Raw genomic sequence first — 17,074 nt, forward strand, 5'->3', positions numbered from 1 at the left:
CTGACCCGGAAAAGCAGAAGGTTCTCCGCTTCGCAATGCAGAGGCCTGCTAACTACCTGACTGAAATCGAAACCTATCTGGAAAAGGCTCTTGCAGAAGCCCTTGAAGAAGAAAAGACCGCATAACAACAGACACCTGTAAGCCATCAACGAGCCCCCAGCCGCAAGTGCAGGGCGGAAAGCATCCGCGCCCTTGCGCCTGATAAAAATTGGAACTTTGATTTTCTCGCCCGGCTTTGCCACGGTGGGACGATCAAAGGAGCGTGCGTTTGAACAAAAAGAAAAAGTCCACAAACATTTCCCCTTACCCCGATGATGTCATCGACCGTCTGGCACGGGCGTTCTACCCGGCCATCCTTGCCTGCTGGAACAGCGAGGAAGGCCAAAGGGAGTTTGCCGCGTGGCAGGCAGAACAAGCTCATCATGCAAACAACGAAAAACAGGAAGTTCCCACTGGGGAACTCCCTGTTGTACATATCGCTATCGTCTGTGGTCTTTGGCAGGGTGCGTCCTATTCAGGGGCGCACCCTGTTTTTTGTTTTGCCCTTAATCTTCTAGCCCATGGCTTCCAGCCACATTCTTCAAATATTTCTCCGGGTCACCGTTCAGAATCAAATCCGCGTAGCTCAGCGGATCATTGTAGATGAGGTAATCCAACTCCGACCTCTGCGCCATGGTCGCATCCAACGCATCCTCGACCCCGGTGCAGTCGATGGAAATTTTTCTTCCATCCCGGAGCAGCAGCTCCACGCAGCCGGTGTCCATGTTGAATTTGCAGGTTCTTTCATCGTACTTCATACTCGTGTCCTTTCTACCTTACGGCACCTTTACAGTTGTGACCTTCGTGATACGGTCTTTCTTTTGATAAGGTTTCGGACACACGGCCGTCAGGGAAGAGCCTGAATTTTCATTTCCGAAGAAAACAAAAAATCCGAACCCTTCTCCTATCGAGAAAAGGTTCGGATTTTCATGGTTTGGTGCGATGGAAGGGACTCGAACCCCCGGCCTACTGATTCGTAGGAACCGAATGGCACATTTTGTCCATTTCATCATTCAACGTTAAATCGTAGTTTTAATCGAATTGCCGTTATTTTACCGTTGTTATTCTGTTGCATTCTTTGCATTGCTTGCACGTCTTTGCACCTGTTATCCATCCTTGCGATGTGCAGAAAATGTGCAAAAGTGTGCAGCGCCAAAATCAGCCCGGCAAAACAGGCTGTTTCGCACAGCCCCAAAAGCTGGATTTCAACGGTATTTATTGTACAAAATTTTCCATTTTTATCCAAACAACAATCTTACATGACACATCGGTTCTATGGCAGGGTTTAGGACATCCGAATAGACACCATTTGATAGAAAAATGAGGCTCACCATGAACAAACTGCTTTCCTGCCGCTTCAATATGGACACCAATCGAGTAGAAGCCCGATTCGTGGATGGCTCCATCCTCGCCATCGACTGTATCGCCGTTGAGGAAGAGTACGGTGACACCCCGGCACAGCGGGCAGAACTGGACTGGCTGCTCTACAACAAGCCCTTGGAGTACGCCCAGCTTGTGCTGAGTGGAGAGATAGAGCATTATCTGTCACTAGGATGTGACCATGGCAGACTTGAGGATTGATGATTCAGCAGCCGTTCGCAAAAAATTAAAGAATCATCTTTGCAAAGACCATTGCTATTTGCGCCCAAATCGAATATAATATAAATAGGAAAGCGGACGTCATTCCGCTGGTGTGGCTGACACCTAAAATCCGATCTGATGCAGGACGTAAGGGCCTGAGGCTGGCGGGCAGCGATAAAACCCGAAAGCGATGCAGGACGTAGGGGCCTGAGGTTGGCGGACAACGATAAAATCAGTCGCAAGGGACATCGGACAGCACCACGGTGTTGTAGATGTCCCTTTTATTTTGTAAAAACGCAAAGGAGCGCAGAATCAACTATGACGAAAAAAGAAGCACTGTCCATCGTTTTTTCCTGTGCGCCATTGTATAAAGAGAATTTGGTAGACAGAAGCCTGCTGTTCATCACCACCGACAAGCACAAGAATGTCCATTGTCTGGAGGTCACGTTCGATATTGGCAACTTTTTGCACATGACAGGCTTCAAGCTGCGGAAATCCGGCATCAATGCTCGGCACTTTTTCAATCTGTGCTATGACAAACGTCTGACCGAAGCGGACTTTGATTTTTCCGCAGACGGAACCACCGAAATGAAAATGCGGGTTCTGCCCAGCCTGATGAAGAAGAACCTCTCCGCAAAAATGCTGGGCGATTATAATATGAGCCAGCCTAAGCTGTACACTGACAAAATCGCTGGTTCCCTCAGTGCCTGCATGGGGTTTGTCCGGGATGGTGGTGAAGGCCGTTTCGTACCTAACACGGTGCTGGAAGGCGATATACGAACCAAGGTAAAGGCCGCTGACCGAATCATTGCTACATATCGCAAGAGCCGCAGTGAGGAGCAGTATTCGGAAATCGTATTCACCGCAAAGAAAGTTGAATGGGAAAAGATTGTCCTTCCCGATGAATACAGCTATCTTGTCTTACCTGAATAACGAAAGAATGCCCACCCACCGATGGAACTGAATCTCCACGGTGAGCGGGCATTTTGCGTTTTTGTTCGATTCGAGTGAATCTATTCGGCTTGTGGTTTTCGCTTAACCCACGGTTTGGCTCCATAACAGGCTGATGCCGAACCGGTCCATTACTTCAACGCCACCGATAGCTGGTCATTGCCGCTATCCTCTAAGGGTATTATACATCAGTGATGTAACATTTCAAGGAAAAATATTTGCATATCATAGCAACTGGCCACCCACTGCACTGGCTAGTACGGCAGGTGGCCATTCCCTCTTCATTTCCTTCTTACAAACTGAATCGGTCAGGTCAAATCTTCACCGTTGGTTGCAATGACCTTTTTATACCAATAGAAACTGTCCTTCTTCAAACGCTTGCCATCACCCGTGCCATCATCCTGATAGTCAACATAGATGAAGCCGTATCGTTTTGCCATTTCTCCGGTAGAGGCGGACACGAGGTCAACGCAGCCCCACATAGTGTAGCCCATCAAATCCACACCATCCAGCGTAACGGCATCTCTCATAGAGGATAGGTTTTTCTTTAGATAATCGATACGATAGCTGTCGTGAATTTTGTTGTCCGATGTCAGTTCATCTGCCCAGCCAATACCGTTTTCAACGATCCATAACGGTTTATGATACCGGTCATATAGCGTGTTACAGGCCAATCGCAGACATGCAGGGTCCGTAGCCCATCCCCATGCATTGGTTTCCAGATACGGATTTTTTACTCCCATAGAGAAATTTCCGCCTGTTGTACCCAAGCCATCTTCATGCACAGTAACTGTATTGCTACCATAGCAGGAAAAACTCAGGAAATCGCATGGATACTGTTTGAGCACTTCATAGTCTTCCTGTGTATCCTGCAAAACGATGCCCTCACGCTCATATTTTTTCAATCGATATTCTGGATAGAAACCTCGCATCTGGACATCGCTGTAAAAATAACGGCTCTGCTGCATTTCCATCGCTTTGATGTTATCTGCCGGGTCGCAGGTGTAGGTATAGAGGGGGCGGTATGCCAGCATCATTCCAACACGAATTGCCGGGTCGATTTCATGTGCTAACCTGACTGTCCGTGACGATGCCACAAACATATTATGTGCCGCCTGCGCCAACTGCTGTGCATTGCAGTTGGAAATGCCTGTAACCATATACGGCGCTAGTTCCATATTGTTGATTTCATTGAAAGTCAACCAATATTTCACCTTATCATGGTAACGCTGGATTACTATGTGGGCAAATTTTTCAAAGCAGTCGATCCACACACGGTTATCCCATCCTCCGAAACGCTGCACCATGCTGATTGGAATATCAAAATGCGAAAGCGTTACCAAAGGCTCAATTCCATATTTATGCAGTTCATCAAAAACATTCTCATAAAAAGCCAATCCTGCTTCATTGGGCACAGCGTCATCTCCATTCGGGAAGATACGTGTCCAACTGATGCTCATCCGAAAGCATTTAAAGCCCATTTCTCCCATCAGTGCAATATCTTCCTTATAGTGATGATAGAAATCCGTTGCACGGTGACTGGGATAGTATGCGTCCGTTCGAATCGCAGGCGCTGCACCTTCCGGAAGTTTCGGATCAAACGCGGATGTTTCGCCTTGTTCGCCTGTAACAGGGTTCTGCCACACCACCATGCGCGGTTTCGTATGGGAACCGCCCATGGAAAAGTCTGCTACTGTCAGACCGCGCCCGTCTTCCTGATAACCGCCTTCATACTGGTTGGCTGCAGTGGCTCCTCCCCACATAAAGTCTTTGCGAAAAGCCATTTTTCTCCCCGCTTTCTCTCATTATTCCTTATCATCTCCATACTGAGCATCGTTGAACATTACATATGTAATGATAAAGCCCAGTGCAGTTGCCAACAGCATCACACCACTTGCCACGATCAGGGACTGAACAGGGTTTGCCGGGTCGATGTAGCCGGGAATCTTAAAGATGCCAAACCCAGGAATCGTATAAACTGCGAAGCCAAAAAGTCCACCTACACCGCAGGCAATTGCGCTAGACACACAGGTCACAACCAAATATTTCATGCGAGGCATAACGATTGCATAGGTTGCCGGTTCAGTAACACCAAAGAGGGCAGAAACAGCTGCCGGAAGAGCCAGTTCTTTCAGTTTTTTACTCTTTGTCTTGCACAGGATACCAAGCGTAACACCCAGAACCGCAAAGCTCACGACACCCAGAGATGCATAGTTCGGGGAAGGAGTGCCTGCCATGACATCCATCAGCGCCGGCAGAACGATTACGCTGTGAACGCCCAGTACCACAAGGATCTGATAGAATCCGCCAATAACCACATCCGACAGGATATGATTAAAGTTATACAGCAGGTTCATTACAAAGCTGACACCATCTGCCAGCAGGTTGGCTGCCGGTCCTACCAGCATATATCCGATAGGAACCACGATCACAAAAATCAGCATCGGGGTCAAAAAACCTTTGACCATATCCGGCAGATGCTTATTCAGGAACCGCTCAGCGTACACTGCCAAGATTACAGTAAAAAATGCAGGCAACACCGTGGATGTATAGGTGTTATTGAAAACATGGCCGAACAGCTCAATGTCCACACCATTGATCGAAGGGATGCAAAGCGCCAAGCCCACTGTAACGGCTGTAAAAATATCGGATTTCATTCGCTTTGCAATATTATAGCCGATCAGCGCCGGAAGGAAGAAGAACGGAGCATTTGCAATACCGGAAAGCAAAACATAAATGCCTGCCTCTTTACTCATCCACCCCAGTGCTGTAATAAGTGCAAGAATACCTTTGATCATACCTGCTGCACACAGCATCATTGCCGAAGGAGAAAATGCTGCTGCAATAAACGGGAGAATTTTGCTGTAAAAAGGTTTATTTTCCTCAGACTGCTGTTTAGACGGTTCCGCAAAGCGGGTAATTTTGCATACTTCGTCATAGATTTCCTGCACACGTGCACCAATCAGCACCTGATACTGGCCCCCTGCAACCATAACACCCAGCACGCCATTAGTCTTTTTCAATTGTTCGGTCTGTGCCTTTTTCACATTCTTCAACTCAAAGCGCAGACGAGTGACGCAATGCGTCAGAGAAATAACATTTTCTTCGCCACCGACCAGTTCAAGAATTTCTTTTGCCAGTTCAGCACCATTTCTTTTTTCTGCCATTCCGGGAACCTCCTGTTCCTTTCCTTCCAGCTGCAGGGTCAGCCGACCGCGTTCCAATTCTGCACTGATAACGCCCTGCACCTGATTGACTGCTGCCAAATTCACTACACCGGCATCTTTGAGCATAAGATACAGCGTGCCCTTACGCGGAATCGTCCGGCTGACATTCTCCTGACCTCCGATGTACGGATAAACGCTTTGTAAGATGTCCTGTTCTGCCATTGCAGTGTCCTCCTTGTGAATGTTCGGATATATGTAATTCCTGTGCACAGAATACATCAAAGTAAAAAATCCGGAGCACACTTCACCACAACAAAATCGGCAGGGAAGCTCCCTCGTTTGCTGCGTAAAGTCCGCCCCGGATATCGCGCCATTTCAGGCTATCGCTCCAGAAACCAAGCTTTCTGTTTATTCTTGTTCTCGCTCATACACGCGCTGGATATGCATGATGAGGTATACAACTTCATCATCGTTGCAATCCCATCCGTAGGTATTCTTCAGATATTCTACGACCTTCAATGTACAGGCATAAATATCGGGATATTCACGCATTAAGGTTCTCCGAAGATTGCTGGATATATTATCCGTCTGTACGCCTGCCTGTAATCGCTGAATCAAATAACGCAGATGGGTTGCAAACCTGCTGTAATTGTAGCTATCCTTATCCAGCTGAATGTGCAAGCTGCTTTCCACGATTTCGTTAACTTTGGCAATCACCTGCATACTCAGCATCAGGCTGTGCATATCGCCGCTTTCTGCTTCGGCATTGATAAAATGCATTGCGATGCTGATTGCTTCGCTTGCAGGCAGGTTCATTCCAGTCTGTTCGTTCAGCATCTTTAATGCCATATCTGCCATAGCTGCTTCTCTAGGATATAGATGGCGAATATCATAAGCAATCGGTGTGGTCAGGTCCACACCTTTTTTCAGGCGCTCCGCTGCAAACTGGATATGGTCAGCCAGTGTAAATGGAAGATTCGGATTCAGGGAACAGTCCAATTCAATGCCTGCCTGATCTGCAATGTCAGCACAGACCATTACGATGGGCTGCGAAAGTTCTGCAATCATTCCAAGGTACTTCGGGTCAACATCGTAAAATGTACGCTCAATTTTGGAAAGATCATCCAGTTTGTATGGCATTTGTGGAAAACCAATTCCTTTGCCCATCACTACGATTTCGTGACCTGTCCGGTCAATCGCTAATGCGGCACTCGTATTGATTTTTTTAACAAGCTTCATCTGCCGCACCACTTTCCCGAAAAGACCTGTAAAAAAAAAAGCCTCCGAAACAACACCTGACAATCCACAGATAAGGCATCAATGAACCACATTGGACCCTATTCTGTACTGCCACAAGTATCGCTTCCGAGGAATATCGCCTTGTTACGCCAATTAGTATAGCAAACTATTTTAGTGATGTCTATTGTCATTTTCAATAAATCGAATTTATGATTTTTGTCATATTCGCAAAAGCCCTTCCTGAATGATTTTATAAGTCTTACTATCACTGCTTTACCACAATAAAATTTCCAAAACCATCTTGACGTACCCCACAATCCATGATACCCTCTATCGCAAATCCCACCGCGTTAGCCGTAAATGACTGCACGGTGCGGGTTTATTCCCTATGAAGATTTTTACCGCCCCGCAACACACCCGATCTATTTTGCCGCTTACTTCACCCGACAAAATCATCGCTGCGCTGCGTGGGCGGTATTTTTCTTTTTCACAAATAAAATCTTATGTAGTTGTTCAATCTTCCGAAATTTATTTTTAGTTGTTGACTACACAACCCCAAAGTGTTATTTTTGTGCTTGAAAGAAGCAGGTTGTAGTGTCCGCACTGCGCCCGGCTTTCTTCATACTGTACCTTGAATTCTTCATAAGCCGTCTGAACGAGATACTGCGCCATGACCTCACACTTTCTGTGGGCGAGCCGGACAACGCCGCTGCAAAACAGGGGTAGGAACTGCGTTCGGTGTGAACGGTGACCATGAGCAGGAGCTTTGCCTTTTCACATGTTTTGCTCTGCAAAATCTTCAACGTGCATTGCGGTTCGACTTCTGAAATTTTCAGTGTTGCACGGAAAGGGCGAAAGCAAGTATCGACCTGTGGCCACAAATTTTCAATGCTTGAAAAATTGCTGTCCACTCAGTCATCCTTGTTGGGGAGTGCCTTCCCCAAACCCTGCTCTAGCTTCGCACCGTTGGTGCGAATGCGGCGTGTCGCATTACATAGCCCTCTCCATCCCGGAACGGGCATTTATCATTTTCACAGGAGGTCGAATATGGCTGAAATGAAAAGTCCGAACGTACACGCAAAGAAGAACCGCAATGATACGCCGCGAAAACGAAAGACACACATCATCAAAGTCCGAGTGACCGCAGAAGAAAAACTGCGGATCGCATACGCCTGCAAAAAACTCCACCTCACCCAATCCGAACTCGTCCGCCGCGTCCTGTACGGCGTGAACGTCAAGCACACCGTTGTGGTGGCGCAGGGCGGCGAGGATGCACTGGCGGCGCTTGCCGCCTTGTCTGCCCAGTGCAGCAAGGTGGGAAGCAACCTCAACCAGCTTGCACGGCACTTTAACTCCGGCGGCAAAGACACCGAGCAGCTCCGGGCGCAAATACTGGAGGAACTGTCCGCGCTCACGAACTTTCGGCTGAAAGCCGAAGAAACGGTTGGTGAACTGTATGGCAACCATCAAGCATTTGACCTCGAAAAACTCTAACTATGCCGCCGCCGAAAGCTATCTCACCTTTCAGCACAACGAGTACACCGGTCTGCCCATTCTGGACGAGAAAGGCAGACCCAAGCTGCGGGATTCGTACCTGCTCGACACCCTTGAGTGCGGCGAATCTTCGTTTGCTATGGCCTGCCTGATTGCCAACCGCAAGTACGGCAAGAACGGCGGGCGGGAGGACGTGAAGACCCATCACTACATTGTGAGCTTCGACCCGAAGGACGCAGTGGAGAACGGCCTGACCATGGAATGGGCGCAAGCCCTTGGCTTGCAGTTCTGCAAGGACAACTTCCCCGGTCATCCCGCCATCGTCTGCACCCACCCGGACGGTCACAACAGTGCGGGAAACATCCACGTTCACATCGTCATCGGCAGCTTGCGTGTCCGCACCGTGGAACGGCAGCCCTTCATGGACAAGCCGTGCGACTGGGAAGCGGGCAAGAAGCACCGCTGCACCTCTGCCATGCTCCGGCACCTCCGTGTCGCTGTCATGGAAATGTGCGAGCAAGCCGATCTGAACCAGATCAATTTGCTGGAAGCCCAAGGCGACCATGTTTCGGAGCGCGAGTATTGGGCGCAGCGGCGCGGACAACGCCGTCTCGACCATGCCAACGCCAAACTTGCCGCCGAAGGGCAGCAGCCCACCCAGACCGTCTACCAGACCGAGCTGGACAAGCTGCGAAAGCAGATCTACGCTGTGCTGAACAAGACCACCACCTTCGAGGAATTTTCTGCATTGCTCATGCAGGAACACGGCATCGCCGTGAAAGAGAGCCGAGGCCGGTTGAGCTACTGCCCGCCCGGTCGGACAAAGTTCATCACCGCCAAGAAACTGAGCAAGAAGCTGGAAAAAGAGCAGGTGCTGACCGCCCTCTCCCAGAACATCCAGCTTGCCGCCATCATCCAGCCCAGCAGCGAGAAGAAGCCGGATAAGATCAGGAAACTGGTTGACATTCAGGCGAACGTTGCTGCGGGCAAGGGCATCGGCTATGAGCGTTGGGCGAAAAAGTTCAACCTCAAACGCTGGTCGCAGACCTTGTGTCTCCTGCAGGAGAAAAAACTGCTCAGCGAAGATGCCCTGCACCAGCGCATTGCCGAACTGAAAACCCAGCACGACGATGCACTGGCGGTGGTCAAAGACTTGGATGCCCGCATGGTCTCCCTCAAGGAGCTGCGCGGGCATCTTGTGGTCTATCGGCAGTACAAGCCCCTTGCACAGAAGCTCCAGACTGTGCGGAATCCCGCCAAGTTCAAGGAGCAGCACCGTGCAGAGTTTGCTGTGTACGAGGCCGCTTGTGCCTATTTCAAGGCCAACGGGCTCAGGACACTGCCGGACCTCAAAAAGCTGGATGCCGAATATCAGACCCTTTCCTCGGAGAAAAACGGTTTCTACACCCGTTACAAGAAAGCGCAGATCGAACTGCGTGAACTCCGCACCGCACAACAGAACGTGGAAGCCTTCTTCCGCAAGGAAGAGCGCAGCCACGCCGTACCGCAGCAGGAGGTCAAATGAACAACACTCTGACGGATCGATGTGTGAATAAACCCAACCTCACCCACGCCCCTCACCGGGCTTCGTCCTTTCGCCTGTACCCCACCCATTGGGACGGAGGGTAGCACCTCTGTCTTTTCGGACGTAAAGAACGCCGTCTCGACCCGGCAGGCGGCGGAGCTGTACGGCTTCGCCGTAAACCGGAATGGTATGATGTGCTGCCCCTTCCACGGGGATAAACACCCCAGCATGAAGGTGGACAGCCGTTTCCACTGTTTCGCCTGTCAGGCGGATGGCGATGTGATCGATTTTGTCGGCAGACTTTTTCAACTTTCTCCCTATAAGGCCGTGGAAAAGTTGAAGAACGATTTCGGCATGGCACTTGCCGACGGCAAGGTGCGGCTTGCTCCCCGTAGACCGCCCACCGTCCGGCAGCAGCTGCTGGACTATTACCGCTGTCTGCAGCGTTGGCGGGTCCGATACGCACCGCAGTCACCCACAGAAGGACTTCACCCCTGCTTCCTTGAAGCGATAAAGAACCTTGACATCGTTGAATATTATCTGGACTGTTCGGTGCTCCCGGACCCGCAGACCGAAAATGAGCTACGGAAGTATTGGGAGGGATTGCATGAGCGACTGGAAAAAGAGGAACGACGATTGGCGTGATGAGGACGAACTGGAAGAAGAGGAAGAATGCGAATGCCCTTGGGTAGACAGTAAGGGCAAAGTGCGTGAAACCGCTTACTGCCAGTACCTTTTAGAGAAACACCCCATGATGTGCCTGAAACAGAAGCTGTTCGACCAGAACGGCGAGGTAGATGAGGACGCACTGCTCTACGAAGTCCACAGCGACCTCCGTGACTTTGTGCTCGACAACCTTGCCAAGAAGGAAAAGCAGGTTCTGGACGCACTCCGTATCGAAACCTATACCCCTGAATGGAAACCCCAGCTTGACCGCATCCATCTCCAGAACGGAACCTACTTTCTGGACGAACGGGGATTTGTGCCGGAAAAGGAACTCTGCCTGAACCGGCTCCCCGTGGAATACCAGCCCGATGCCCCCGCACCGACCAAGTGGCTGGAATTTCTGGACGGTCTGCTGATCCCGGAGGACATTCTGACCTTGCAGGAATATCTTGGCTATCTCCTGATCCCGTCTACCAAGGCGCAGAAGATGCTGGTCATGACCGGCAAGGGCGGCGAGGGGAAGTCCCGCATCGGCTTGCTGCTGAAGAAGCTGTTCGGGGAAGCCTCTCACTCCGAATCCATCCTCCGCATCGAAACGAACCGCTTTGCCAGTGCAAATCTGGAGTACAAGCTGGTCATGGTCGATGACGATCTGAACATGGTGGCTTTGCCTGAAACGCGGAACATCAAGTCCATCGTCACCGCCGAGGATCGTTTGTGCATCGAGCGGAAGAACAAGCAGGCTGTCCAAGGTCTGCTGTACGTTCGTTTCATCTGCTTCGGCAATGGCAACCTTGTGGCCGCTCATGATGACAGCGACGGCTTCTGGCGTAGACAGATCCTCATCACGGTGAAAGACCGTGACCCTGCCCGGGTGGATAATCCCTTCCTCATCGAAGAGTTGTCCGAGGAGCGTCCCGGCATCCTGCTGTGGATGCTGGAGGGGTTACACCGTCTGCTGGCGAACCGCTATCAGTTTACCATCAGCGAGCGCTCCATCCAGAACCTCGAAGCAGCCATGGCGGACAGCGACAACCTGACCCAGTTCATGCAGGCAACGGCGTATGTCCGCTTCAAGCCCGACACCGAGGAACGCTCCACCTATCTCTACCGCGCCTACACCAAGTGGTGCGAGGATAATCTGGAATCACCTGTTCCGCAAAAGAAGTTCAGCCAGTTCCTGCTGAAAAATGCAGGGAAGTATGGTCTGACCTTTTCCAAGCACATCGAGGGAAAGTACCGCGGCTTCCGGGGCGTATGCGTCCACCCCGCTTTTGCTGCGGCATAAAACACACGAAAAGTGAAATTCTCCCGCCCTACGCGCCCCAAAACAGCGGTTTTGACCTGTTATCGCTGTTTTATTCGGGCGTGTGTCCGCCCCGAAGGGCGGATGCAGGGCGGCAACACGCCCTTCGGGGCGGGAAAGAAACCCGGATGCGCCCTAAAAGGGCGCGTTCATCCCAGCCATGCGCCCTATAAAATCAACACAGAAAGGTACTTTTGTGTGGTTTGGGGCGCGTGGGGCGCGTAAATTCAAGTTCTCGCACTTTTTTGGGCTGCTGCTTCGGGTCAGGAGCGGCAGGCCCTTACATATTTACCGGCCCATAAGGGTGCAGCTCAACCGGAGCTGCACCGGGTCTGGAGAAGTGCAAAGGAGACATGCCTATGACGAATGTCCGCAAAAATTCCGCCAAACTGACCCGTGAGGACTTGAAAATCGCACCCGAATCCCCTACAATGGAATTGTCCGAAACCCCTGCCGTAGAACCTTCTGACCAGACCCAAGCAGCCAAGCTCGTGCCGCTTGTCTACCGGGTGGACGAGATCGCCCAACTGTTGGCGATCTCCAACCGCGCTGCGTACAATCTGTGCAACACCACGAAAGATTTCAAGGTGATCCGCCTCGGTACCAGCATCCGGGTAAGCAAGCAGAGCTTTGACGATTGGTTTGCAGCGGTCTGAGGGAGGGAACATCTATGGCATCTATTATGAAACGTGGCAACACGTATTCCGTCCGATACAACTACAAAGATCATGCTGGCAAGCCCTGCAAGGGCTGGGAGACCTTCAAGACCAAGGCCGAAGCGCAGGAGCGCAAGATCACGGTGGAGAAGGAGCTGCTGGACGGCACCTTCCTCGTACCCGACACCATGACGGTAGAGGAGATGCTGTACAAGTGGATTCCCATTCAGTCCAGCAAACACAAGTGGTCTCCCAAGACCTACACCCAATCTGTGGCGATGGTGCAGAACCTCATCGTGCCGTATATCGGAAAGCGGAAAGTGCAAGACCTCCGCACCTACGACATCGAGCAGTTCTACGCCACCTTGAGCCAGACCCCTTGCGGTCAGTACGTTCACGGCGAGAAGCAGGAGCTGACGGAAAATCAGAAGAAGCGGCTGTTATCCAGCACGTCTATTCACGAAGTCCACACGCTCCTGAAGACCGCCTTTTCGTATGCCGTTGATTGGGATCTGATCCACAAGTCGCCTACTCCCCGTGAAGCCCCCAAGATCAACACCGAAGAACGCACCATCTGGGATGAGCGCACCATGTTGGCGGCGCTGCAGACCATCGAGAACCCCGCTCTGCATCTGGCGGTGCACATGAGCATGATCCTTTCGCTCCGTGAGAGCGAGATCCTCGGCTTACAGCCGAGTGATCTGGACTTTGATGCAGCAGACGGACGGGGAACCATCTCGGTGAACAAAGCCCTGCAGCGTGCCGACAAGGTCGCCTTGTCCAAAATCGACACCACCCAGATCTACCACACCTTCCCGGACAGACGGGAGGGGAGCAAGTCCTCGCTGATCCTTAAGCGGACCAAGACCAAAAAGTCCAACCGCATCCTGTACATGACCAAGCCCTTGAAAGAGGAGCTTCTGGCATGGCTGGAAAAGATGAAGCAGGACGAGCAGAGCGCCCCGGAAAAGTACAACAACTGCGGTCAGCTGTTCCGCTTACCAGACGGCTTACCCATTGCACCAGACGTTCTGACCAAGTGGTACCGTATGTGGCGGGCAGAGCACCCGGAGTTTGAGAAGATCGTGTTCCACGGTCTGCGGCACTCCAGTGCCACCTACCAGCTGCTGCAGTCTGGCGGTGACTTCAAGTCGGTGCAGGGCAACACAGGCCATGCGACCGCCACCGTCCTGATGGACACCTACGCCCACACGCAGGACAAGCCCCGGTTGGAGTTGACCGAGAAGATCGAAGCCGACTTCTACTCGCAGGATGTGGCAGGCGCAAAGCCGCAGGAACCCCCGGAAAACAAAACGCCGGTGGCAACAAAAATCACGGGTAAAATGATCCTTGAAGCTATCCGGCAGATGGACGCAGAGGAACGCCGCGAGCTGACGCGGGTGCTCTTCGCGTAAAATCCTCTTTTTTGTGCAGCGAAATACACGCTGTGCAAGCGATGCAAAGAGTTCATGGCTTTTTTGTAAAGTGTGCAGGAGATGTGCAAAAGTGTGCAGACTCTGCCAGAAAAACAAAAAAGCCATGAAATCTTTCGATTTCACGGCATTTTTTGGTGCAGTAAAGCAATCCAAATCCGAACCATTTCCCTCGGATGCAACTTCTGTCGCTTCTCCAAAGGTCACGGTCTGTGTGCCTTCTTTATAATTGAAGGTTATCAAAACCTTATCATCATACAGGTAAATCGAATTGATGAAGGTATCCACCAACGCCTGCCGCTGGTCTTTCAGGCTCATATCCAGCTTACGGAACCGCAGCAGCCAGAACCGAATGAATTCTTCGGTCACTTTCGGCTTCGCCAGCTTTTCTTCCGCAATGCGGGCTTCAAGCTCACGCTTGGTTTCTTCCAGCTGCTCCAGCCGCTCCTTGGTGGAACTGGTTAGGATTCCAGCTTGAATCGCGTTCAGCATATTCTGGATACCAGATTCCGCATCCCGAAGCTGCTTCTCATAGAGTGGAATGTTAGTGTTCTCCTTATTTTGCAGTTCCATCACCTTGGCGATGATGGATTCCATAGCGGCATCGTCTTTCACAAGCTGCATGGTCTGGTTGACTACCAAATCTTCCAGCCACTGTTTGCGGACGGTCTTTTTCTTGCAGCCCTTGTGCTTTTTGGCAGTAGCACATTTATAGTAGCGGTGAACTTCACCCGTCCGGCTTGTGCCGCTCTCGCCAAACATCAACGCCCCACAGTAGCCGCAGAACAGCTTGGTGGTGAGCAGATAATCGTCCTCTGCCTTTCTACGGGCAGGGGCTTTCTTGTTTTTTGCGATCTTCTCCTGCACATCCTCAAACAGTTCCAGTGGAATGATGGGCGGGATAGCATCCGGTACGACAACATCCCGGAATTTCAGTTCTCCGATGTACCGCCGGTTCTTGAGCATATGTTCAACGCTGTTATAAGTAAATGCACCGCCCACCGGGTTCTTGATGCCGTTTTCGTTCAGCCAGTCCCGAATCTCCTTCATGGTGGAGCCTTCATTGTACTTCTTGAACGATTCAAGCACAAAAGGCGAGGTGAGAGGGTCGATGTGGAACTTCCGCTCGGAATCCAGCGTGTACCCAAAGGTTCCACGGCCACCGTTGCAGCGGCCTTTCAGGATGTTCTCGGTCTGTCCACGCACGACCTTCTCGGCAAGGTCAGCGGAATAATACTCGGCATAACCTTCCAGCACAGATTCCAGAATAATGCCCTCCGGCCCCTCGGAGATGATCTCGGTGGCAGACATGAGCTTGACGCCGTTCTTCTTCAGTTGGGTCTTATACCGGGCACTGTCGTAGCGGTTCCGGGCAAAACGGTCCAGCTTCCAGACCAGCACAATGTCAAACAGCTTCTTGTCGCTGTCCTTAATCATCTGCTGGAACTCCGGGCGGTTGTCCGTCTTGGCGGAGATAGCACGGTCAATATAGTGCTTGACGATGGTGATGCCGTTTTTCTCGGCATAAGCCGTGCATTCCCGGATCTGGCCTTCGATGGATTCTTCGCGCTGGTTGTCCGAGGAATAGCGAGCATAGATCACGGCGGTCATGGCGGGCACCTCCATTTTATACGTCATTGAACGGTAATACGTTCATCAAAGCAATATTTCGTATAATGTATATACCACAGTTTTGCCCTGATTGCAAGCCCAATGATTTATTTTCATGATTCCAACAGACAAATTGTCTTAAGATTATATTCCGAGCAAAATGTGAAGTCCAAGCCCGGCCACGCCGCACAGGCACATGGTCAGGATGGGATTCCACTTGAGCTTCCGTAGGACAAAAAATGCCGATGCAAAACTGCCGATGCCGATCCAGTCTACGTTGGCGAGCGTCTTTGCACTCTCTCCGAACACCACCATAGACAGTATAGAAAGACCTGCACCAAAGATAAGCGCTACAATGACCGGACGCAGGCAGGTCAGAACACTTTGCAGCAGAGAAATATCCTTGTATTTACGATAGATGTAGGATAGAAGTGAAACAAAGAACAGCGCCGGTGTAATGCAACCTAGTGTTGCAATGATGGCTCCGGGTACCTGCGCGATACGCAAACCAACAAAAGTTGCCGAGTTGACCGCAATGGGACCAGGGGTCATTTCTGCAATCGTGATGAGGTCAGTAAACTCCTGCATCGTCAGCCAGCCATGTTGTTCCACCACTTGGCTCTGGATCAGCGGCATGGCCGCATAGCCGCCGCCTACGCTGAACATACCCACCTGCAAAAAGCTGAGAAAAAGCTGTAAGTAGATCATTTTGCACCACCTTTTTTCCACTGGACCAGAGCCAGCACCACGCCGAATACTGCAGCGGCAAGGATGACCACCACCACATTGACATCAAACACCGTATTTGCGACAAACGCTGCGACCATCAGGGCAATATACACCCATGAGCGGGTCTTCAGCACCTTGCCGCCGAGGTCGAATACAACATCCAGAATGACCGCCGCCACACCAGCCTGCATTCCCTTGAGTAACAACGCGATATAGCGATTGGTGGCAAAAGCATTGTAGAACACAGAAATGACTGAAAGAATGACCATAGGTGGGATGATGGTGCCCAACACTGCCACGATCATTCCAATCAAGCCTTCTACCTGCCAGCCTACCAGAATTGCAGCATTGACCGCGATTGCGCCCGGAGAGGACTGCGCCAACGCTGTCATATCCAGCATTTCCTGTTCATCGATCCAGTGCAGCTCATCTACAAATTTTTTCTTCATAAAGGTCACGATGACAAAGCCGCCGCCGAAGGTAAAGCTGCTAATGTACAGCGTACTCAAAAACAGCTTCCAAAGCCGTGCTAACCGTGTACCGTATGTTTTATTTTCATCCATACAAGTTTTCTTCTCCTTTTTTGATTTTCGGACAACTATATTCGTTTTCTTACTGTTTCAAACAGCTTTTAACTGTTACTGCTTGCGAAAGCCCGTATTTTCCGGTATCCTTGT

Annotated in this window: 14 protein-coding genes and 1 pseudogene; 8 read left to right on the forward strand and 7 right to left on the reverse strand. The window is 50.9% G+C overall.

The window, feature by feature from the left end; all coding sequences use genetic code 11:
- Nucleotides 1–545: 545 nt before the first annotated feature.
- Nucleotides 546–797, reverse strand: a complete 252-nt coding sequence (locus J3348_RS09435) for a DUF6061 family protein (protein WP_097778987.1) — start codon at nucleotides 795–797, stop codon at nucleotides 546–548.
- A gap of 574 nt (nucleotides 798–1,371) precedes the next feature.
- On the opposite strand from J3348_RS09435, the gene J3348_RS09440 reads away from it, so the two are divergent.
- Together J3348_RS09440 and J3348_RS09445 are read left to right on the forward strand one after the other, a co-directional pair.
- Nucleotides 1,372–1,620, forward strand: coding sequence for a DUF6061 family protein (locus J3348_RS09440; protein ID WP_112122067.1), 249 nt, complete (start codon nucleotides 1,372–1,374; stop codon nucleotides 1,618–1,620).
- Between the two features lie 318 nt (nucleotides 1,621–1,938).
- A complete protein-coding gene (locus J3348_RS09445) occupies nucleotides 1,939–2,553 on the forward strand; it encodes a PBECR4 domain-containing protein (RefSeq protein WP_112122066.1) in 615 nt (204 codons plus the stop codon).
- 326 nt (nucleotides 2,554–2,879) lie between these two features.
- On the opposite strand, the gene J3348_RS09450 is transcribed toward J3348_RS09445, so the two are convergent.
- From J3348_RS09450 to J3348_RS09460, 3 genes are all read right to left on the reverse strand, one after another.
- Complete coding sequence (locus J3348_RS09450; RefSeq protein ID WP_112122065.1) at nucleotides 2,880–4,355, reverse strand: family 1 glycosylhydrolase; 1,476 nt, start codon at nucleotides 4,353–4,355, stop codon at nucleotides 2,880–2,882.
- Between the two features lie 21 nt (nucleotides 4,356–4,376).
- Complete coding sequence (locus J3348_RS09455; RefSeq protein WP_173012928.1) at nucleotides 4,377–5,960, reverse strand: PTS transporter subunit EIIC; 1,584 nt, start codon at nucleotides 5,958–5,960, stop codon at nucleotides 4,377–4,379.
- A 186-nt stretch (nucleotides 5,961–6,146) separates the two neighbouring features.
- Entirely contained in the window at nucleotides 6,147–6,977 is an 831-nt protein-coding gene (locus J3348_RS09460; RefSeq protein WP_112122080.1) for a PRD domain-containing protein, read from the reverse strand.
- A 1,047-nt stretch (nucleotides 6,978–8,024) separates the two neighbouring features.
- Here J3348_RS09460 and mobC point away from each other — a divergent pair.
- From mobC to J3348_RS09490, 6 genes are all read left to right on the forward strand, one after another.
- Nucleotides 8,025–8,471 (forward strand): plasmid mobilization relaxosome protein MobC, encoded by a 447-nt coding sequence (gene mobC / locus J3348_RS09465; RefSeq protein WP_154256844.1) that lies wholly within the window; start codon nucleotides 8,025–8,027, stop codon nucleotides 8,469–8,471.
- Nucleotides 8,434–9,996 (forward strand): relaxase/mobilization nuclease domain-containing protein, encoded by a 1,563-nt coding sequence (locus J3348_RS09470; protein WP_207698850.1) that lies wholly within the window; start codon nucleotides 8,434–8,436, stop codon nucleotides 9,994–9,996. Before mobC ends, J3348_RS09470 begins: the two co-directional genes overlap by 38 nt.
- 192 nt (nucleotides 9,997–10,188) lie before the next feature.
- Nucleotides 10,189–10,641 carry a CHC2 zinc finger domain-containing protein gene (locus J3348_RS09475; RefSeq protein WP_276572024.1) on the forward strand — a complete coding sequence of 151 codons (453 nt, stop codon included), beginning with the start codon at nucleotides 10,189–10,191 and terminating at the stop codon, nucleotides 10,639–10,641.
- The gene (locus J3348_RS09480) at nucleotides 10,604–11,950 is read left to right on the forward strand and encodes a phage/plasmid primase, P4 family (RefSeq protein WP_005937058.1); all 1,347 of its coding nucleotides are present in this window, start codon (nucleotides 10,604–10,606) and stop codon (nucleotides 11,948–11,950) included. The genes J3348_RS09475 and J3348_RS09480 overlap by 38 nt, the downstream gene beginning before the upstream one ends.
- Before the next feature lie 371 nt (nucleotides 11,951–12,321).
- Nucleotides 12,322–12,624 (forward strand): helix-turn-helix domain-containing protein, encoded by a 303-nt coding sequence (locus tag J3348_RS09485; protein WP_112122043.1) that lies wholly within the window; start codon nucleotides 12,322–12,324, stop codon nucleotides 12,622–12,624.
- 14 nt (nucleotides 12,625–12,638) lie between these two features.
- Nucleotides 12,639–14,039 carry a site-specific integrase gene (locus tag J3348_RS09490; protein WP_112122042.1) on the forward strand — a complete coding sequence of 467 codons (1,401 nt, stop codon included), beginning with the start codon at nucleotides 12,639–12,641 and terminating at the stop codon, nucleotides 14,037–14,039.
- A gap of 138 nt (nucleotides 14,040–14,177) precedes the next feature.
- Here J3348_RS09490 and J3348_RS09495 read toward each other — a convergent pair.
- The 3 genes and pseudogenes from J3348_RS09495 to J3348_RS09505 form a co-directional block, all read right to left on the reverse strand.
- Nucleotides 14,178–15,668 (reverse strand): annotated as a pseudogene (locus J3348_RS09495) (recombinase family protein); the annotation flags it as partial.
- 144 nt (nucleotides 15,669–15,812) lie between these two features.
- Entirely contained in the window at nucleotides 15,813–16,376 is a 564-nt protein-coding gene (locus J3348_RS09500) for a chromate transporter (RefSeq protein WP_097776428.1), read from the reverse strand.
- On the reverse strand, nucleotides 16,373–16,960 hold the full coding sequence (locus tag J3348_RS09505) for a chromate transporter (RefSeq protein WP_005941143.1): 588 nt from the start codon (nucleotides 16,958–16,960) through the stop codon (nucleotides 16,373–16,375). Before J3348_RS09505 ends, J3348_RS09500 begins: the two co-directional genes overlap by 4 nt.
- Nucleotides 16,961–17,074 lie beyond the last annotated feature (114 nt).

The sequence above is a fragment of the Faecalibacterium sp. Marseille-Q4896 genome (assembly GCF_017377615.1).
In the GTDB taxonomy this organism is placed as follows: domain Bacteria; phylum Bacillota; class Clostridia; order Oscillospirales; family Ruminococcaceae; genus Faecalibacterium; species Faecalibacterium taiwanense.